This window comes from Caulobacter sp. ErkDOM-E, assembly GCF_048541895.1.
Classification (GTDB): domain Bacteria; phylum Pseudomonadota; class Alphaproteobacteria; order Caulobacterales; family Caulobacteraceae; genus Caulobacter.
Map to the genome: position 1 here is coordinate 1,915,484 of NZ_CP183331.1, position 19,348 is coordinate 1,934,831.

The window sequence follows — 19,348 nt, forward strand, 5'->3', positions numbered from 1 at the left end:
GAGACTAGAGGCCCGCGCGGCGGCGCGCCACGCGCTCGCGGGCCACAGCGGCCTGAGCCGGCAGGTCGAGGCGCTCATACAGGTCCGCAAGCGCCTGGTTGACGGGCAGGCCGTCGGGATCGAAGCCGCGGCGCAACTCCAGCATCTGCTGGGCTTCGGACAGGCGGTCGGACCGGATCAGGGCGTCCAGCACGATCTGGTCGAAAAGATCGCGCTGCGCGTGGCTGCCACCCACTTCGGCCAGACGGGGCAGGGCCGCGCGCAGGCCTCGCAGGGCGGCCGGATAGTCGCCGCGCACATGGGCGACCAGACCTTCGGCGGCGGGCAGGGCGACATCACGCCAGGTGGCGCGAACGAAGTCTGGCGCTTCGACGGCCGCCCGCCGGATCGCCGCCAGAAGCTGGTCCGCCTCGGGCCGACCGGCTCGGGCCAGGCCGAACAGATATTGTAGCGACAGGAAAGGCTGCACGATGTCATCGGCGCGGGCGGCGAGATGGTCGGCCAGATCGCTCCAGCGCGGTCCGACATCGACGCCGGCCAGCTCCAGACGGGCCAGTAGCGACACCGCCCCGACCTGGTCCTGTGAATAGTCCCTGGACTGCGTCCAGCAGTGCTCATCATAGGCCGCCAGCGCCGCCTCGAACCGGCCCTGGCTGAGATAGAACAGCGCCAGGTGCCACCAAAGGTGGGTGTCCATGAACGAGTTCAGGTCGGTCCAGGTGTCGCGCACGCCCTCCAGGAAGGCGACGCCCTCGTCGATGCGGCCCTGGGTCAGCATGACATGAGCCAGGGCGTGCTGGGCCCAGGGCTCCTTGCGCTGCAGGGACAGGGCATGGCGGGCGGCGGCCTCGGCCTCTTCCAGCAGGTGGCACTGCTCGTAGGCGAAGGCCAGCATGCCGTGCAGGTAGGGAATGTCGCCGGCCGCTGGCAGGCAGCGACTGGCCGCGCGCAGCATGGCGGGAAAGTCGCCGCGATTGAAGTCGTGGTACTGCCGCAGCTTCAGGATCAGCAGATCGCGCGGCCAGGCCTCGAGAATGGCGTCGGCGATCGATAGCGCGCCGGGGATGTCGTCGGCGGACCAGGCCGAGACGAAGGCCACGATCTGGCGCTCGCGTTCATGGGCGCCGTCTAGGGCAGCCTGGGCGCGCGCCAGATAGGGCGCCGCGCGGGCTGCAGCGTCCGGCGCTTCCAGCAGCAGCCAAAGGACGGCGGCATAGGCGTTGAGCAGCGGCTCGCCGGGCGCGGCGTCGGCGGCCGCCAGGATGTTGGCGGCGCGGGTCTCATAGGCCAGGAAGCCGGCGATGAAATCGTCCACCGCAGCCTGGGCGGCGTCACTGGCGGCGGAGACAGGGTTGCCGAGATAGTCTGTGCGCATGGCGCCACCCTAGTGGACCTTGGCGGCCTCGTCTTTGGTCGCCTGAGGGAAGGTCAGGTCGGCAAGCTCGGTCGCGCTCCAGCTTGTGTCGCGGGGCGCCAGGATCAGCGGCGCGCGGGTCTCGAAGCCTCGCAGCATCCGGCCGGTCTGGCCCAGATCGGGCGCGGCGAGGCTTTCACTCATGACGATGGCGGTCACGCTCAGGCCACGCGAACGGATCACCTCCAGCGCCGTCAGCACGTGGCTGACCGTGCCCAGATAGGATCCGGCGACCAGTAGGACCGGCAGGTTCAGCGCGACCATCAGGTCCAGATTGGTGGCCGTGTCGGTCATGGGCGACATCACTCCGCCGGCGCCCTCGATCAGCAGCAGATCGCGGTCGGGTCGCGCCAGGCGGTCCTGGCAGTCGCCAACCAGGTCATCCAGGCTCAGCACGTCGCCTTCCAGAGCTGCGGCCAGGTTGGGGGCCAGTGGGGCGCGATAGCGGCGGGGCGAGATGCGGTGCAGGGCGCCCGGCTCGTCCAGCGCCTGGGCCAGGCGGCCGGGATCGCTGACATCCGGATCGTCGGGATCAAAGCCGCTGACCACCGGCTTGAAGGCGTCGATGCTCTGGCCTCGCAGGCGGAGGGCGCGGATCAGGGCGCAGGCGACATGGGTCTTGCCGATGTCGGTGCCGGTTCCGGCGACGAACAGGCTTTTCATGCGGCAGGGTCCCGGCGGATGTCGGCGATCAGATCCGCCAGTCGCATCACATCGGCGTCCGAATGGGCGGCGCTGAAGGCGATCCGCAGCCGCGCCGTGCCCTCGGGCACGGTGGGCGGCCGGATGGCGACGACCAGATAGCCCTCGGCCTCGAGCTTCGCAGAAGCGGCCAGCGCCGCTGTGGCCGAGCCGATCACGACGGGGACGATCGGGCTTTGGGCAGGCGGCAGGCCCAGGGCCTCGGTGAAGGCGCGGGCCTTGGCCAGAGGCAGGGCGGTCAGGGCCGGCTGGGTCTCGATGATGTCCAGCGAGGCCAGGGCGGCGGCGGCGCAGGCGGGCGGCAGGCCGGTGGCGTAGACCAGCGTGCGGGCCCGGGTCTTCAGCAGGTCGATCACGGCCTGGGACCCGCACAGATAGCCGCCATAAGAGCCCAGCGCCTTGGACAGGGTGCCCATCTGCAGCGGGATCTCGGCGCCGGGGAACAGCGCCGCCGAGCCTCGGCCCTCGGCCAGCACGCCCACGCCGTGGGCGTCGTCGGACAACAGCCAGGCGTCATGCGCGTTGCAGAGGGTCGAGAGCTGGTCCAGCGGCGCGATATCGCCGTCCATCGAGAACACGCCGTCGGTGGCGACCAGGGCGTGACGTGCCGACGGGCGCTCGCTGGTCAGCAGCCGTTGCAGATCAGCGATGTCATTGTGCTTGAAGGCGATCGTCCGGGCGCCGGACAGCTTGGCGCCGGCCCAGATGCAGGCATGGGCCAGTTCGTCGATCAGGATCAGGTCGCCCGGCCCGACGACGGTGGGAATCACGCCCATATTGGCCAAATAGCCCGAGCCGAACACGCAGGCGGCCTCGGTTCCCTTCAGCCGCGCCAGGCGCTTTTCCAGATCGCCCAGCAGCGGGTGATCGCCGGTGACCAGGCGCGAGGCCGCCGCGCCGGCCCCATAGTTCAGCGCCGCTTCGGCGGCCGCCGCCCGCACAGCCGGATGGTGCGAGAGGTTCAGATAGTCGTTGCAGGAAAACGAAATCAGCCGCCGGCCGTCCCGTTCCACGACCGCGCCGTCCAGCCGGCGGGTCGGCTTCAGACGGCGACGCAGGCTCTGGGCGTCGAGGGCGGTCAGCTTGTCGCCGGCGAAGGCGTCGAGGCTCTGCATGCTGTTTCCCGTTTGCGAAGGCAGGGCGCAGGGCATAGGCAAGGCGCCCTTTCGACGCAACGCAGGATCGCCATGACCCCCGATTGGATGAGCGCCGGCGCGGCCCACGTCTGGCGGCCCTATTGCCAGATGCAGACCGCCCGGCCGCCGTTGCCGGTGGTCGCCACGCGGGGCTCGCGGCTGGTGCTGGCCGATGGCCGGGAGCTGGTCGATGGCCTGGCCTCCTGGTGGACCGCCTGCCACGGCTACAATCATCCGCATATCGCCCAGGCCCTGCGCGACCAGATCGAGCGGATGCCGCATGTGATGTTCGGTGGCCTGGCGCACGAGCCGGCCTACCGACTGGCCAAGCGGCTGGCCGACCTGCTGCCGGGTGACCTGAACCATGCTTTCTTCGCCGAGTCGGGCTCGGTGGCGGTCGAGATCGCCATGAAGATGGCCCTGCAGTTCCACATCAATCGCGGCGAAGCGGGCCGGACGCGGTTCCTGTCGTTCCGGGGCGGCTATCACGGCGACACCCTGGCGACGATGACCGTCTGTGATCCGGAGGAGGGCATGCACAGCCTGTTCTCGGGTGTCATGCCGGCCCAGGTGATCGCCGACCTGCCGCGCGACGCCGAGGGCGAGGCGGCGCTGGACGCCCTGCTGACCGAGCGAGGCGGCGAGATCGCCGCCATCCTCGTTGAGCCCCTGGTCCAGGGGGCCGGCGGCATGCTGCTGCATGGTCCCGACACTCTGCGGGCCCTGCGCCGCCTAGCCGACACCCACGGCCTGCTTTTGATCTTCGACGAGATCTTCACCGGCTTTGGCCGCACGGGATCGATGTTCGCCATGCAGGCGGCCGGGATCGAGCCCGACATCGTCACCCTGTCCAAGGCCCTGACCGGCGGAACATTGCCGTTGTCGGCGGCGGTCGCCAGCACTCGGGTGTTCGAGGCCTTCCTGTCGGACGATCCCGAAGCCGCCCTGATGCACGGCCCGACCTATATGGCCAATCCGCTGGCCTGCGCGGCGGCCAACGCCTCGCTGGACCTGTTCGAGGATGGCGCCTGGCGAGCCGATGTGGCGCGGGTCTCGGCCGCCCTGGCCGAAGGGCTTGAGCCCTGCCGGGCCGCGCCGGGCGTCGTGGATGTTCGGGTGCTGGGCGCGATCGGCGTGGTCGAGTTCGACGCGCCGGTTGCGGTCGGCGATCTGTGCGCCCGGTTCGCGGAAGAGGGCGTCTGGATCCGGCCGATGGGCAAGGTCATCTATCTGACCCCGGCCTTCACGACGCCCGATGCCGACCTGGCCTTGCTGACCCGGGCGGTGCGCCGCGTCATCGGGGCCGATTGACCTTCAGGGGCGCGTCTGGTCCAAGCGGCCATGTCCTCCAATTCGTCCCTGTCTGGTCTGGAACGCCTCGCCATTCTGGCGATCATCCTGACCTGGGGCGTGAACAACGCCGCCGCCAAGGTGGCGACCGAGCACCTGCCGCCGATGATGGTGGGCGGCCTGCGGTTTGGCCTGGCCCTGATCTTCCTGATCCCGTTCATCCGGCCGCCGTTTCCCGAGCCCAAGAAGCTGCTGGGCATCATCCTGCTGTCGGGGCCCATCCATTTTGGCCTGATCTACGTGGCCTTCGGCATGGGCCAGTCGCTGAGCCCGCTGGTCGTGGCCAGCCAGCTGTGGATTCCGTTCACGGCCGTCGCGGCCTGGCGGATGCTGGGCGAGACCATGCGCCTGCCCGCCGTGATCGGCCTGTTGATCGCCTTCGTCGGCGTGGCCTGGATGAGCCTGGACCCGCACGGGGCCGGGGATCTTCCGGCCGTGGCCCTGGTCATTGCAGCCTGCGCCTGCTGGGCGGTGGCGACGGTGCTGGTGAGGATGACCCCGGGGGTGAAGCCGCTGAAGGTTCAGGGGCTGACGGCCATCGTCGCCGCCCCGACCCTGATCGCCATGTCCTTTACGTTCGAGTCCAACGTGGTCGAGCGGGTGATGGCCGCCCCGGCGATCGCCTGGGCCTGCGTAGCCTTCGCGGGCATTGTCTCGACCATTGGGGCCAGCGCGCTGCTGTTCTGGCTGGTCCAGCGCCGCGAGGCGGGGCGCGTGACGCCCTATTTCCTGCTGACGCCTCTGGTGTCGTGCACGATCGGCATCCTGTTCCTGGGCGACCGGCTGACCCCGCAACTGCTGATCGGCGGCGCGGCGACCCTGGCCGGCGTGGCCCTGGTGGCCCTGACCGAGAAGCGGACGGCCAAGCCCGAGGCGATGACGGCGGAGACGGTCTAGAGGCGCGTTTCAGCGCCCCCGCGCTGTCGCTGCGAGGGTGACGGAAAGGGTCGCGGAGCTTCCGGGCTCGCCCGGAGGAAAATAGAAAATACCGTTTCGACGAAGCCGTCCGCTCCGCGTGGTCGTTATCCATCAGCGTCCCGTCAGGTGGCCCTGTTCAGGCCTTACCGGGAGCCGGTCTCTCGCGTTTCCGCAAGAAGCCGGCGGTCGAGGCGGGCGAGCCAAGCAAATGACTAATGAACACACCCGTCTGCCCTCATCCACGCCGACGGCGGGCGGGTCTGGCCAGCAACCAGATCCCCGGACCGGTCGAGTATCCCCCTCGACCCCAGTCCCGCTCGATCACACCCCGCCGCCGCAATGGTCGCTGGCCTTGCGCCCTTTCCTCGCGACGAGGTGGGACAAGAATACGGGCGGTTTTCAGGGGGCTGCGTCGATTGTCTGGACGCCCGCTTCGGCGCCCAGGAGCGTGACGCTCAACAACGCCCGTCATCCCGGGACTCGTCCCCGGGACCCATGGGTCGGCCGCACGGTCGGCGGATTACAAACCCCTTACAGGGCAACGGAACGATGGGTCCCGGGGACGAGTCCCGGGATGACGGGGTTGTATTGGCGGGCTCGTGATCCTCCCCCGCCAGGGAGAGGATTCGAGGCGTCTATCCCCGTGCCCATCAGGGGATAGCGCGCGGGTTATCCCCGCGCCGGGCGCCGCTGGAGCTACTTCACCACGCCGCAGGCCACTCGGGCGCCGGCGCCGCCGATGGGCTGGCTGTTGTGGTCGTCGGGGTTGGCGTGGACGACGATGGCCGAGCCGTCGGCGTCGAGCAGGGCCGGGCGGCCGTCGGCGCCCTTCAGCGAGACCAGCGGCGAATAGAGCTCGGCCATGGCCGAACCGTCAGCGCTCGCATGGATGTTGGGCAGATCGCCATTGTCGTTGCCGTCAGGGTTGAGCAGGCCGTGGACGACGGAGGCGGTGGTGTGAACGTGGGCGCCGGCCGACTTGAAGTCTGGCGTGCCGCAGTCGCCCTTCTCGTGGAAGTGCACGCCGTGCCAGCCGGGCGTCAGGCTTTTGAGCTCCAGACGCAGCAGCACGCCGTGCGGCGCTTCCGTGAGGGTTGCCGTCCCCAGATCCTTGCCATCACCGGCCTTGACGGCGGCGGTTGCGGTCTTGGCCCCCGCGGCCGGGGTGGCGGTCTGGGCGGAGACAGCGCCGGGGGCGGCGAGGAGGAGGGTGGCGAAGGTGGCGGCGGCAACGGCGGAACGCATGGGAAATCCTTCAAAAACAAGCGGACGGGGGAGGCTGCTGTCCCGGAAAGGTGGCGCCGCCCTTGGGGGAATGCTAACAGTTAAAGACAGTTCCGTGTTCGATTCTGACGGCGAAAAATCCCCTTGAGCGACGATCAAATCACTACCCCTCCCGAAGGGCCGCGAGGGGATATCGCCCCGATCTTCATCGAGGACGAACTGCGTCGCTCGTATCTCGACTACGCGATGAGCGTGATCGTCAGCCGCGCCCTGCCGGACGCGCGCGATGGTCTCAAGCCCGTTCACCGTCGCGTGCTGTTTTCGATGCACGAACAAGGACATACGCCCGATCGCTCCTATGTGAAGTCGGCCCGCGTGGTCGGTGACGTGATGGGTAAGTATCACCCGCACGGCGACGCCTCGATCTATTTCACCCTGGTCCGGATGACCCAGCCCTTCTCGATGGGTCTGATCCTGATCGACGGCCAGGGCAATTTCGGTTCGGTCGACGGCGATATGCCGGCCGCCATGCGCTACACCGAGTGCCGGATGGCGCCCCCGGCGCTGGCGCTACTGGCCGACCTGGACAAGGACACGGTCGACTTCCAGGACAATTATGACGGCAAGGAACAGGAACCGACGGTCCTGCCGTCGCGGATTCCCAACCTGCTGGTCAATGGCGCGGGCGGCATCGCCGTCGGCATGGCGACCAACATCCCGCCGCACAATCTGGGCGAAATCATCGACGCCTGTCTGGCCATGATCGATGACCCTGAGGTCAGCGCCGAGACCCTGCTGGACATCGTGCCCGGTCCCGACTTCCCGACCGGCGGCGAGATCATCGGCCGCAGCGGTCCGCGCCAGGCCCTGCTGACCGGTCGCGGTTCGGTGATCATGCGCGGCATCGCCTCGGTGGAAGAGATCCGCCAGGGCCGAGAAGCCATCATCATCACCGCGATCCCGTATCAGGTGAACAAGGCCAATCTGGTCGAGTACATAGCCGAACTGGTCCGCGACAAGCGGATCGAGGGCGTCAGCGACATCCGCGACGAGTCCAACCGCGACGGCATGCGCATCGTGGTCGAGCTGAAGCGCGACGCCTCGGGCGACGTGATCCTCAACCAGCTGTACCGTTTCACGGCGCTGCAAAGCTCGTTCGGCGTCAATATGCTGGCGCTGAACCGCAAGCGCCCCGAGCAGATGGGCCTGTACCAGCTGATCGATATCTTCGTGAAGTTCCGCGAAGAGGTTGTCGTCCGGCGCACAAAGTTCGAGCTGGGCAAGGCGCGCGATCGTGGCCACGTGCTGGTGGGTCTGACCATCGCCGTCGCCAATATCGACGAATTCATCCACATCATCCGCTCGTCCAAGGATCCGGCCGAGGCGCGCGAGCGCCTGGTGGCCAAGGCCTGGCCGGCCGGCGACATGATGCCCCTGGTCGAGCTGATCGCCGACCCGCGCAGCCTGCACGAAGAGGGCGGTCTGATCCGTCTGACCGACGAGCAGGCCCGCGCCATCCTGGCCCTGACCCTGTCGCGTCTGACCGGCCTGGGCCGCGAGGAAATCGGCAACGAGGCGCAAGCCCTGGCCGAAGCCATCCGCGGCTATCTGGACCTGCTGTCGGACCGCGCCAACATCATGGCCGTGGTCCGCGAGGAGCTGGTCGAGGTGCGCGAGAAGTTCGCCGTGCCGCGCCGCTGTCAGATCGTCGACGGCGACGCCGACGTGGAAGATGAAGACCTGATCGTCCGCGAGGAAATGGTCATCACCGTGACCATGGGCGGCTATGTGAAGCGCACGCCGCTGGCCAATTACCGCACCCAGCACCGGGGCGGCAAAGGCAAGTCGGGCATGGCCACCAAGACCGAAGACGCGGTCACCCGCGTGTTCTCAGCCTCGACCCACGCGCCGCTGCTGTTCTTCACCTCGGGCGGCAAGGTCTACAAGCTGAAGGTCTGGAGGCTGCCGCTGGGCGCCGCCAATTCGCGCGGCAAGGCGTTCGTCAATCTGCTGCCGATCGAGCCGGGCGAGACCATCACCTCGATCCTGACCCTGCCCGAGGACGAAAGCACCTGGGACCGCCTGGACGTGATGTTCGCCACCCGCTCGGGCAGCGTGCGTCGCAACAAGCTGTCGGACTTCGTCGACGTGCGCCGCAACGGCAAGATCGCCATGAAGCTCGATGACGGCGACGGCATTATCGGCGTCGGCGTCTGCGGGACCGAGAACGACATCCTGCTGACCACGGCCGTCGGCCGCTGCATCCGCTTCTCGGCCGATGAGGTCCGCGTCTTCGCCAGCCGTGATTCGACCGGCGTGCGCGGCGTGAAGCTCGCCGAGGGCGACGAAGTGATCAACATGGCCATCCTGCGCGGCGTCGACGCCACGCCGGCCGAGCGCGCCGCCTATCTGAAACATGCCCGCGCCATGTTGCGCGCGGCCGGCGAGGAGGGCGACGACGCCCCGGCGCCGGAAGAGTCCGACGAGGACGTTGGCGAGGCCAGCCTGACGCCGGAACGCATCGCCCAGCTGGGCGCGGCCGAGGAGTTCATCCTCACCGTCTCGTCTGAAGGCTTCGGCAAGCGCACCAGCGCCTATGATTATCGCCGCACGGGCCGGGGCGGTCAGGGGCTTACGGCCCAGGATCTCTCCAAGCGCGGCGGCCGCCTGGCGGCCTCGTTCCCGGTCGAGGACAGCGACGAAATCCTGCTGGTGACAGACGCCGGACAGTTGATACGGTGCCCCGTCTCGCAAATTCGTGTTGCAGCGCGGAATACTCAGGGCGTAACCGTGTTCCGCACCGCGAAGGACGAACATGTCGTGAGCGTGGAGCGGCTGGCTGACGCCGGCGGCGGCGACGACGATCAGGGCGAATCAAGCGGGGCGGACTAGACCCCGTAGAGCGCCGATAACGCAGGGGGTTGCATGAGGGTCGGGCTTTATCCCGGAACGTTTGATCCGGTCACCAACGGCCATCTCGACATCATCGGTCGGGCAGTGAAGCTGGTCGACAAGCTGGTGATCGGCGTGGCGGTGAATATCGGCAAGGGGCCGCTGTTCTCGCTGGAAGAGCGGGTCGCAATCCTTGAGCGGGAAACCGCGCACCTCAACAAGCTGGCGGTGATCGAGGTCAGGCCCTTCGACAGTCTGCTGATGCACTTCGCGCGCGAGGTCGGCGCTCAGATGATCGTGCGCGGCCTGCGGGCCGTGGCCGACTTCGAGTACGAATTCCAGATGACCGCCATGAACCAGCAGCTGGATCGCGAGATCGAGACGGTGTTCCTGATGGCCGATCCCCGGCACCAGGCCATCGCCTCGCGGCTGGTCAAGGAGATCGCGGCCCTGGGCGGCGACATCTCCAAGTTCGTGCCCGCCGGGGTGGGCGAGCAACTGGTCGCCAAGCTGCGCAAGACCTGAATCAGCGGGTTTGCCGTGAAGCTGTCGAAATCATAGGCTTCAACACGGCGGACTTGTCGCGGGGGCGTCGTCGTTCTACGCCCCGTCTGCCTTTCTGTTCGGGGATTTCCATGAAGCTTGCGTATTCCGTCGCCGCTCTGGCGCTGCTGGCCACGACCGCTGTCGCGCACACGGCGTCGGCCCAGACGCCGCCCGCCCAGGTTGGCGACTGGCGCACGCCCGATCCCCAGAACGTGCTGGTCATCGAGACCAACAAGGGCCGGATCATCGCCGAGCTCAGCCCGCAGGCCGCCCCGGCGCATGTGGCGCGCATTCGCGAGCTGACCCAGGCCGGCTTCTATGACGGCCTGACCTTCTTCCGCGTCATCGACAGCTTCATGGCCCAGACCGGTGATCCCGACAACACCGGCGCCGGCGGCTCGGACAAGCCCGACATGACGGCCGAGTTCACCTTCCGCCGTGGCGCTGACACGCCCCTGGCCACGCCGGGCAAGACCGGCAGCAACGAGACCGGTTTCGTCGGTGTCCTGCCTGTGACCAGCCAGCCGGCCGCCCTGGCGGTGATGACCGCCGACCGCAAGGTGGCCACCTGGGGCAATTTCTGTCCTGGCGTGCTGGGCATGGCCCGGGCCAGCAATCCCGACAGCGCCAACAGCCAGTTCTTCTTCATGCGTCAGTACTATGCCTCGCTGGACAAGACCTACACCGCCTTTGGCCGGGCCCTGTCGGGCCTGGACGTGATCCGCGCGATCAAGGTCGGCGAGCCGGCGCCCGATCCGCAGGACAGGATGATCAGCGTCCGGCTGCTGGCCGATCTGCCGGCCGACAAGCGCCCCTCGGTACAGGTCATGGATACCCGCGGCCCCGCCTTCGCCGCCCTGGCCGCCAAGCGCCGGGCCGAGATGGGAGCCAGCTTCAGCAATTGCGACGTCGAAATCCCGGTGCAGATCAAATGAAGCCATCCGCCGTTGTCGTCCTGGGCCTGAGCCTGGCCCTGCTGGCCAGTCCGGCGCTGTCCGCTGCCAGGTCCAAGGGCAAGGCGCGGGGCGTCGCCCCGCCTGCGGCGGCCGACTGGCGGATCCCCGACCCCGACAACGTGATGGTGATCGACACCAACAAGGGCCGGGTGGTCGTCGAACTGACCCCCGAGGTCGCGCCCGGCCACGTGACCCGGATGCGCGAACTGACCCGGGCTGGCGTCTATGACGGCCGCACCTTCTTTCGGGTCATCGACCGGTTCATGGCTCAGACCGGCGACCCGAAGGACAATGGCGAAGGCAATACCGACAAGCCCAACCTGAAGGCCGAGTTCACCTTCCGGCGGACGGCTGCGACGCCCTTTACGCCGGCCGCCGCGCCGTCAGGGCTGCAGGTGGGACTGCTGGGTTCGCTGCCGGTGTTCAGCCAGCACTGGAGCTGGAACGAGGTCACGGCCGACGGCAATGTCTCGGCCTGGGGCACCTATTGCCCCGGCGTGGTGGGCATGGCCCGAGACGACGACAACAATTCGGCCAACAGCCAGTTCTTCCTGATGCGCCAGCCTTATCCCTCACTCGACAAGCGCTACACTGCCTTTGGCCGGGTGATCAGCGGACTGGAGACCATCCGCGCCATCAAGACCGGCGAGCCGGTGGCCGCGCCTCAGGACCGCATGGAGAAGGTGCGGATGCTGTCGGACATTCCCGAGAAGGAGCGTCCCAGGGTGCGGGTGATCAACACCCAGGGCGCGTGGTTTGCGGGCGAGATTCGCCGCCAGCGCGCGATCAAGGGCGCGGATTTCTCGGTCTGTGATCTGAAGATCCCGGTCGATATCCGCTAGTCTCTCACCCTTTTGGGGCGCGTGGCGGTTCACAGCGGGGGGAAAAGCGCGCTAGAAGCGCCTTCACCATTTCGCACCCAAGGGATGACCATGTCGGCCGACCTCGAAAACACCCTGATCCTCACGCTGGAAAGCGGCCCGGTCACCATCCAGATGCGCCCCGACCTGGCCCCCGGCCACGTCGACCGCATCAAGGAACTGGTCCGCGAGGGCTTTTATGACGGCGTGGTCTTCCACCGCGTGATCCCGGGCTTCATGGCCCAGGGCGGCGATCCGTCGGGCACCGGCCGCGGCGGCAGCGACAAGCCGGACATCAAGGCCGAGTTCTCCAAGGAAGCCCACGTGCGCGGCGTCTGCTCGATGGCCCGCACCCCCGATCCCAACTCGGCCAACAGCCAGTTCTTCATCTGCCTGGACGACGCCACCTTCCTCGACGGTCAGTACACCGTCTGGGGTCAGGTTTCCGAGGGCATGGACCACGTCGACGCCCTGCCCAAGGGCGAGCCCCCGCGCACGCCGGGCAAGATCGTCAGCGCCAAGATCGCCGCCGACGCCTGATCGGGCTTCTGCTGAATACGAAGACGGCCCCGGAGCGATCCGGGGCCGTTTTTTGTTGGGGCTTGGCCGGGTCCGAAACCGGCGTCGGAGCCGAAGACCGCTCACGACCCCACCCTGCCATTTGCGATGTTCGCCTTGGGCGCCAGTCGCCGATCCGGCGGGTGCGCAGCCTCTCGCAATAGTTGCGCCGCCCGGACTTTATCGACATAGTTCGGTCAGTATCGGGGGATCACATGAACATGTATTTCGTCGCCGGCGGCGTAGCGCTCGGCGTCTTCGCCATTGGATTCCTGATCGCGCTTGTTCTGCGCCGTGTGGTCCCAACCAACGAAGTTCACATCGTCCAGCGCGGGCGGTCTCGCGTCAGCTACGGCGCCAGTCAGTCGGCCGGAAACGTCTACTACGAGTGGCCCGCCTTCCTGCCCAGGATCGGTGTCCTGGTGACCAAGTTCCCGGTCTCCATCTTCGACGTGAACCTGAAAGACTACGAAGCCTACGACACCGGGCGCCTCCCGTTTCGGGTGGACGTGCAGGCGTTCATGCGGATCGCAAAGTCGGACACGGCGGCGGAAAAGGTCGCCAATTTCGACGAACTGCAACATCAGCTGTCTGGCATCCTTCAGGGCGCCGTCCGGAACGTGCTGGCCACCCACAAGCTCGAAGACATCCTCGAAGCCCGATCAACCCTGGCCGAGGCCTTTACCGCCCAGGTGGACAAGCAGCTGCTGGCTTGGGGCGTCGAGACGGTCAAGAACATCGAGTTCATGGACATCCGCGACAGCGCCAATTCGCAGGTCATCGCCAACATCATGGCGAAGGAAAAATCCCGCATTGACCGCGAGAGCCGTGAGGCCGTGGCGATGAACAGCCAGTTTGCCCAGACCAAGGAGATCGAGGCCCAACGGATCGTCGAGGTGAACAAGCAGGACGCTCTGCAGCAGGTCGGAATGCGGACGGCCGAGCAGGAAAAGCAGGTCGGTATCGCCAAGCAGGTCGCCGAGCAGGAAGTTCTGGTCGCCCAGAAGGACACCACCGAACGTGAGATGGATGTGAAGCGGGTCGCCGATACGCGCTCCGCCGACATCGCCAAGGGGGTCGCGGAAGTTCAGGCCGCCCAGGAGCGCGAGGTCATGATCATCCGGGCGGAGGGGCAGCGCCGACAGCAGGTCATCGCCGCAGAGGCTGAACGTCAACGGCTGGAGCTGGTCGCGCAGGGAACGCTGGCGCAGCAGAAGCTCGACGCCGAAGGACTACTGGCGCAGGGCCAGAGCCGCGCCGAAGCCGAGCGGCTCCTGCTTCTGGCGCCGGTCTCGACGCAGATTGAACTCGCCAGGGAGATCGGCGGCAATGACGGCTACCAGACCTACCTGGTGCGCGTTGAGCAGATCAAAGCCGGCCAGGCCGTGGGTGTCGCCCAGGCCGAGGCCCTGAGCGCCGCCGATATCAAGGTGATCGTGACCGGCGGCGACGTGCCCGGGGGCATGAGCAGCATCACCGACGTGTTCAGCGCGAGGGGCGGCCAAGCCTTCGGAGCGATGCTGGAGGGGCTGGCTCAGACAGACGCAGGCAAGGCCGTGGTGGAGCGGGCAACGAAGGGCGCTGCAAAGCCCAAAGAGTAGCGTCGTAAAGGTCCGTTCGGCCGCCGACGGGAATTTCAGCAAACCGCGCCGCTCTCAAGGTCGTCTTCCCCCCAGAGGACGATCGCAACGCCCGCTGTCGGCGCGGACGGAAGATCACCGGCTGCCGTATCGCCCCTATTCAGGAGCGAGACGCCGAACGCCTAATCCCGCCGCAGCTTGACGATGATCGGCCGGTGGTCCGAACCCAAAGCCGGCCCGCGCGTGACGCTGACGGTCTTCCAGGCCTTGCCCGCATAGACGTGATCGATCGGCAGGAACGGCGCCGGGGCATTGGCCAGGCGCGAGAAGCGGCCGGACGGCCAGGAGGGCACGGCGCGGGTGCGACGCTCAAGGCCCAGGGCCTTGTCCTGGCGCTTGAGCGTGAACGACCAGGGCGTGGAGTTGAAGTCGCCGGTCAGGATCATGTCGGACTTGTCGAAGCGGGCTACGGCGTCGACCAGCCGCTTGCCCTGCTGCTGCTGGGGACCGGCGGGCATGGGCCAGACATAGTGGATGCCGACGATGGTGAAGTCGCCCTTGGGGTCGGCCAGGGTCGCCCAGGCGCCGGCCAGGTCGCGACCCTCCGGATAGAAGCCATTGCGCGCCAGCATGCGCTTGCGGCTGAAGATCATGGTCCCGCAACGCTTCTTGCCATCGCAGGTGACGGAGAAGGGGTAGTAGGCCTTGAGGCCCTTGACCGCCGGCCCCGACATGCCGCCGGCCTCGACGATCACCACGACGTCGGCGTTCTGGTCCAGCAGCCAGCGCAGGGCCACTTCGGGCGTTTCGTTCTCGTGCCAGATATTGAACTGGATGACCTTCAGATCGTCGGGCCGCGACGCCATCCGCTTTGCGCCGGCGGCGGCCAAGAGTTCGGGGCCCATCAGGATCGCGCTGGCGATAACCGCAGCGCCGCCCAGACCGACGATCACCGAGCGCTCGCCATGACGCGCGAAGATCCAGCCCAGAACGATCGCGCCCACGCCCATGGCCAGCCACAGCGGCGTCAGGTGGGTGAACGCGTCCAGGCGATCGCTGAACACGCCGCCCAGGCAGGCGACGGCGAAGCCCGCGCCGACTACACCCAGCATCAGGCCAGTGCCGCGGAAGAAAAGGCTCAGGAGTCGAAGCAGAAGATCCATGGCCAGCCCATAACACGGACGCGTGCGACCGCGATGACTTCAGTCGCCGGCAAAGTAGAGGAAGCTGATATTGCGCATCGGCTCGGCGCCGATCCGCAGGCCGCCGGTCAGGACGCTCTGCGGCGGTCCGGGCGGGCCCGCAGCCCTGGCGGCTTTCAGGGCGGCGAGATCGAACACGCCAGCGAACACCACCTCGCCGACGCGGGGATCCTGGCCGCGAAACACGACCTCCTGACCGTCGACCCGATAGCTGTTGGGCAACAGGCGGAAGCTGACCGTGTGATAGACCTGTCCTAGTTCGTTCTCGGCCGTCGGGCTGGTGACATCCTCGAATTCCAGGAAGAAGGGCCCAAAGTTGCTGGGACGCTTGCCCTCTTCCCAGGACGCGAAGTCGCTGGGCGAGCCCATGTTGACGGACTTCAGCTTCCAGTTCCCGACCTGAACCGGCGTCTGCGTGAAGTAGTAGCCGAAGACGTCCAGCGTGGCGTCGCGCTGGAAATTGGCCGCGGCGGGATCGGTCGTGGGCTTGGCGGGCGGCGTGGCAGGCGCTGTGGCGGCGGGCGCGCCGGGGGGCGCAGCAGGCCGGTTGTCACAGGCGACGAGCAGAAACGGCAGCAGCGCGGCGCAGGCCAGCAGGCGTTTCATGACGATCTTCCCCCCGAAGACTATGGTTATTCGGGAGATTGGCGCCGCCGCTCCCGGCTTGTCCATGGCGCTCGCGTGGCGGCGAGTATCTTGACCTGCGGGCCTCGCCGTGTCCTTGAAGCCGCCCCATGCGCCTTTCCGACTTCGATTTCGTCCTGCCCGAGGACAACATTGCCCTGCGCCCAGCCGAGCCGCGCGATTCCGCGCGTCTGCTGGTGGTGCGGCCGGGCGAGGATGTGGCCGACCAGGTCGTGCGCGACCTGCCTGATTTCCTGCGCCCCGGCGACGCCCTGGTCTTTAACGACACGCGGGTGATCCCGGCGCGGCTGGCGGGTTTGCGCGACGCGCGCACCACCGGTGGCGGCGACGGCGCGCCGGTGCCGGTTGAGGCCACCCTGCACCAGCGCGTCGCGCCGGATCGCTGGAAAGCCTTCATGCGTCCGGGCAAGCGCCTGAAGGTCGGCGACCGCGTGGCGTTCGGCTCGGACGAGCATCGCCTGGACGCCACCGTGCTGGAAAAGCACGAGGGCGGCGAGGTGCTGCTGGCCTTCGACCAGGCGGGGCCAGACCTCGATATCGGCATCGCCCGCCACGGCGAGATGCCGCTGCCGCCCTATATCGCCGCCAAGCGGGCCGAGGACGACCGCGACCGCGCCGATTACCAGACCGTCTATGCCCGTGAGGACGGCTCGGTGGCCGCGCCGACCGCCGGCCTGCATTTCACGCCCGATCTGTTGGAGCGACTGAAGGCGAGGGGCGTATCGCTGCACTTCGTGACCCTGCATGTCGGGGCCGGCACCTTCCTGCCGGTGAAGACCGACGTGGTGTCCGAACACAGGATGCACGCCGAATATGGCGAGGTGACCCCCGAGATCGCCGACGCCCTCAACGCCGTTCGCGCCGCCGGCGGGCGCATCGTCTGCGTCGGCACCACATCCTTGCGGCTGCTGGAAAGCGCCACCGGCGAGGATCGCGTCATCCGGCCCTTCGCGGACGAGACCGCGATCTTCATCACCCCCGGCTACCGCTTCCGCGCCGCCGACGTGCTGATGACCAATTTTCACCTGCCCAAGTCGACCCTGTTCATGCTGGTCAGCGCCTTCGCCGGCCAGAAGACCATGCGCGAGGCCTATGAGCGGGCCATCGCCACGGGCTATCGCTTCTATTCCTACGGCGACAGCTCGCTGCTGTTCCCCGCCGAGCCTGACGAGACCTGAGCATGGCGTTCCCCTTCGAGATCTCCGCCACCGACGGCAAGGCCCGCACCGGCGTACTGAAGACCCCGCGCGGCGACATCCGCACCCCCGCCTTCATGCCCGTGGGTACAGCGGGCACGGTGAAGGCCCTGACCGTCGATCAGGTGAAGGACACCGGCGCCGACATCATCCTGGGCAACACCTATCATCTGATGCTGCGGCCGACGGCCGAGCGGGTGAAGCGCCTGGGTGGGCTGCACAAGTTCATGCGGTGGGACAAGCCGATCCTGACCGACAGCGGCGGCTTCCAGGTGATGAGCCTGTCGGGGATCAGCAAGGTCACCGAAGAGGCCGTCACCTTCGCCAGCCATATCGACGGCTCCAAGCATGTCCTGTCACCAGAGCGGTCGATGGAGATCCAGGCCGACCTGCTGGGCAGTGACATCGTCATGCAGCTGGACGAGTGCGTCGCCTGGCCGGCCGAGGAGAAGCGGGCCCGCGAGGGTATGGAGCTGTCGGCCCGCTGGGGCATCCGCTCCAAGGCGGCGTTCGGCACGCGCGACAGCCAGGTGCTGTTCGGCATCCAGCAGGGCTCGACGTTTGAAAACCTGCGCCGCGAGTCGTCGCAGCGGCTGCAGGACATCGGCTTTGACGGCTACGCCATCGGCGGGTTGGCGGTAGGCGAGGGGCACACGGCGATGTGCGAGGTGCTGGACTATGCGCCCGACCTGCTGCCCGCTGACAAGCCGCGCTACCTGATGGGCGTGGGCAAGCCGATCGATCTGGTCGAGGCGGTGGCCCGCGGCGTCGACATGTTCGACTGCGTGTTGCCGACCCGCTCGGGCCGCCACGGCCAGGCCTGGACCTGGGACGGCGCGATCAACATCAAGAATGCAAAATTCGCCGACGACGATACGCCGCTGGATCCCGGCAGCGATTGCCCGGCCAGCCGCGACTATTCCAAGGCCTATCTGCGCCACCTGTTCAAGGCCGAGGAGATCCTGGGCCAGGTGCTGCTGTCCTGGCACAACATCGCCTTCTTCCAGGCCCTGACGGCGGCCATGCGCGAGGCGATCGCGGAGGGCCGGTTCGAGGCCTTCCGCCGCGACTTCGCGGCGCGGCACAACGCTGCGGGCTAGTTGGGCTTGGGCGCCGGCGGCGTCTGAACGATCGGGAAGCGCGGCTTGAAGCCTTCGGGCGGCGGCGGCATGCCGGGATCGACCACGGGGATGGGCGCGGGCGGCTTGTGCTGCGGCGTGGCCGGCGGATTGCACCCCCGCGCCTCGCCCAGGCCCTTCAGATAGGCGCGGCGCACATTGCCCGAGGTGATGGCGCTCTGCACCAGCCGGTCGTGACGCTCGGCGCCGCTGAGCTTGCGCACCCAGCCGCGCATCGGGATCATGTCCTGCGCGGCGCTGGCCACCGCGCCCAGAGCGGCGCTGCCGGCGGCCTTGCGGCCGCGATCCATCAGGTCTTCGTTCTCTTCGGGGGGATGGGCGTCGAGGTCCTCGCCCAGGGCCACATCAAGCGGCGAGATCAGACCGATCAGGGTGGCGCAATTGACGCGCTGCGGCCGGGCGTAGGGATCGCTCATCGCCTCGATGAGGGTCGGCGGGATCTTGGTGCGGACAATATTGACGTCACGCAACGGCGCGCTGACCGCGCCGGAGATGCCGTCCCGGTTGGCGTCCGATGTGGTCTGGATTTTCGAATCAGCGGGCGGCGTCGGCGCGGGTTGCTGCTGGGCGAACGCCGGCGCGCCGGCCAGCGAGAGCGGAAATATCAGGGCGACGAGCAGGAATTCACGCATAGACCGACCATATCGCGGCAAAAGAGGCGGCGTCATGTCAAACAACCGGCGAAACCCCGCTTGCGGCTGCGGCGACCCCCGACTATGTTCCGCGCCGCTTCTACCGGCGTCGCCGCGTCGTGAGCGGGCCGGTAGCTCAGTGGTAGAGCATTCGACTTTTAATCGAATGGTCGTGGGTTCGAACCCCACCCGGCCTACCAATCCAACCCTCTGATCTTGAGTTGGCGTCTTCACCAGGAAGCAGGCGTCTTGATCGCGGGCAAGGTTCCGCGCGGATCGCTTCCGACCCTACGAACGCCAGATCTGACAAGCCGGTTGCGCAACTGCGGCTGGGCGCGAGTCTAGTCCTGTCGCTCGCGTCGACGCCTGGCCGCACGGCTTCGCCGCCAACGTTCGAG

General features: G+C 67.7%; 16 protein-coding genes, 1 tRNA gene and 2 pseudogenes. 12 read left to right on the top strand and 7 right to left on the bottom strand.

Translation table 11 applies throughout. The features are described from left to right. Positions 1-4 precede the first annotated feature (4 nt). From ACN2C7_RS09385 to bioF, 3 genes are read right to left on the bottom strand one after another with little or no spacing between them, the layout of a single operon-like run. Complete coding sequence (locus ACN2C7_RS09385) at positions 5-1,375, bottom strand: tetratricopeptide repeat protein (RefSeq protein ID WP_419321250.1); 1,371 nt, start codon at positions 1,373-1,375, stop codon at positions 5-7. A gap of 9 nt (positions 1,376-1,384) precedes the next feature. Then, positions 1,385-2,077 carry a dethiobiotin synthase gene (gene bioD, locus ACN2C7_RS09390; RefSeq protein ID WP_419321251.1) on the bottom strand — a complete coding sequence of 231 codons (693 nt, stop codon included), beginning with the start codon at positions 2,075-2,077 and terminating at the stop codon, positions 1,385-1,387. Beyond that, on the bottom strand, positions 2,074-3,231 hold the full coding sequence (bioF, locus tag ACN2C7_RS09395) for an 8-amino-7-oxononanoate synthase (RefSeq protein WP_419321252.1): 1,158 nt from the start codon (positions 3,229-3,231) through the stop codon (positions 2,074-2,076). Before bioF ends, bioD begins: the two co-directional genes overlap by 4 nt. 72 nt (positions 3,232-3,303) lie before the next feature. Here bioF and ACN2C7_RS09400 point away from each other — a divergent pair, with 72 nt between their 5' ends. The 3 genes and pseudogenes from ACN2C7_RS09400 to ACN2C7_RS09410 all read left to right on the top strand — a co-directional run. After that, positions 3,304-4,563: an adenosylmethionine--8-amino-7-oxononanoate transaminase gene (locus tag ACN2C7_RS09400; RefSeq protein WP_419321253.1), complete on the top strand. Its 1,260-nt coding sequence runs from the start codon at positions 3,304-3,306 to the stop codon at positions 4,561-4,563. Then, positions 4,560-5,499, top strand: a pseudogene (locus ACN2C7_RS09405) (DMT family transporter). Before ACN2C7_RS09400 ends, ACN2C7_RS09405 begins: the two are co-directional and overlap by 4 nt. 87 nt (positions 5,500-5,586) lie before the next feature. Beyond that, positions 5,587-5,732 (top strand): annotated as a pseudogene (locus ACN2C7_RS09410) (hypothetical protein); the annotation flags it as partial. A gap of 484 nt (positions 5,733-6,216) precedes the next feature. Here the strand turns inward: ACN2C7_RS09410 and sodC are convergent. Beyond that, entirely contained in the window at positions 6,217-6,765 is a 549-nt protein-coding gene (gene sodC / locus ACN2C7_RS09415; protein ID WP_419321254.1) for a superoxide dismutase[Cu-Zn], read from the bottom strand. Between the two features lie 123 nt (positions 6,766-6,888). Here sodC and gyrA point away from each other — a divergent pair, with 123 nt between their 5' ends. The 6 genes from gyrA (at position 6,889) to ACN2C7_RS09445 (ending at position 14,157) form a co-directional block, all read left to right on the top strand. Continuing rightward, the gene (gene gyrA / locus ACN2C7_RS09420; protein WP_419321255.1) at positions 6,889-9,636 is read left to right on the top strand and encodes a DNA gyrase subunit A; all 2,748 of its coding nucleotides are present in this window, start codon (positions 6,889-6,891) and stop codon (positions 9,634-9,636) included. Between the two features lie 33 nt (positions 9,637-9,669). Continuing rightward, a complete protein-coding gene (coaD, locus tag ACN2C7_RS09425) occupies positions 9,670-10,161 on the top strand; it encodes a pantetheine-phosphate adenylyltransferase (RefSeq protein WP_419321256.1) in 492 nt (163 codons plus the stop codon). A 110-nt stretch (positions 10,162-10,271) separates the two neighbouring features. After that, positions 10,272-11,117, top strand: coding sequence for a peptidylprolyl isomerase (locus ACN2C7_RS09430; RefSeq protein ID WP_419321257.1), 846 nt, complete (start codon positions 10,272-10,274; stop codon positions 11,115-11,117). Then, on the top strand, positions 11,114-11,980 hold the full coding sequence (locus ACN2C7_RS09435) for a peptidylprolyl isomerase (RefSeq protein ID WP_419321258.1): 867 nt from the start codon (positions 11,114-11,116) through the stop codon (positions 11,978-11,980). Before ACN2C7_RS09430 ends, ACN2C7_RS09435 begins: the two co-directional genes overlap by 4 nt. A 90-nt stretch (positions 11,981-12,070) precedes the next feature. Then, the gene (locus ACN2C7_RS09440) at positions 12,071-12,538 is read left to right on the top strand and encodes a peptidylprolyl isomerase (protein ID WP_419321259.1); all 468 of its coding nucleotides are present in this window, start codon (positions 12,071-12,073) and stop codon (positions 12,536-12,538) included. A 233-nt stretch (positions 12,539-12,771) separates the two neighbouring features. Continuing rightward, positions 12,772-14,157, top strand: a complete 1,386-nt coding sequence (locus tag ACN2C7_RS09445) for an SPFH domain-containing protein (RefSeq protein WP_419321260.1) — start codon at positions 12,772-12,774, stop codon at positions 14,155-14,157. Between the two features lie 161 nt (positions 14,158-14,318). Here ACN2C7_RS09445 and ACN2C7_RS09450 read toward each other — a convergent pair whose 3' ends face one another. Both ACN2C7_RS09450 and ACN2C7_RS09455 read right to left on the bottom strand, forming a co-directional pair. Further along, on the bottom strand, positions 14,319-15,299 hold the full coding sequence (locus ACN2C7_RS09450; RefSeq protein ID WP_419321261.1) for an endonuclease/exonuclease/phosphatase family protein: 981 nt from the start codon (positions 15,297-15,299) through the stop codon (positions 14,319-14,321). 39 nt (positions 15,300-15,338) lie between these two features. Beyond that, complete coding sequence (locus tag ACN2C7_RS09455; RefSeq protein WP_419321262.1) at positions 15,339-15,944, bottom strand: hypothetical protein; 606 nt, start codon at positions 15,942-15,944, stop codon at positions 15,339-15,341. A 128-nt stretch (positions 15,945-16,072) separates the two neighbouring features. On the opposite strand from ACN2C7_RS09455, the gene queA reads away from it, so the two are divergent. Together queA and tgt are read left to right on the top strand one after the other, a co-directional pair. Continuing rightward, positions 16,073-17,161: a tRNA preQ1(34) S-adenosylmethionine ribosyltransferase-isomerase QueA gene (queA, locus tag ACN2C7_RS09460; protein ID WP_419321263.1), complete on the top strand. Its 1,089-nt coding sequence runs from the start codon at positions 16,073-16,075 to the stop codon at positions 17,159-17,161. A 2-nt stretch (positions 17,162-17,163) separates the two neighbouring features. After that, the gene (tgt, locus tag ACN2C7_RS09465; protein WP_419321264.1) at positions 17,164-18,279 is read left to right on the top strand and encodes a tRNA guanosine(34) transglycosylase Tgt; all 1,116 of its coding nucleotides are present in this window, start codon (positions 17,164-17,166) and stop codon (positions 18,277-18,279) included. Here the strand turns inward: tgt and ACN2C7_RS09470 are convergent. Beyond that, entirely contained in the window at positions 18,276-18,950 is a 675-nt protein-coding gene (locus tag ACN2C7_RS09470) for a hypothetical protein (RefSeq protein ID WP_419321265.1), read from the bottom strand. The two genes, tgt and ACN2C7_RS09470, sit on opposite strands and share 4 nt — an antisense overlap. A 125-nt stretch (positions 18,951-19,075) precedes the next feature. Between ACN2C7_RS09470 and ACN2C7_RS09475 the strand changes: the two genes are divergently transcribed. Beyond that, a tRNA-Lys gene (locus ACN2C7_RS09475) sits at positions 19,076-19,150 on the top strand. Positions 19,151-19,348: the final 198 nt, after the last annotated feature.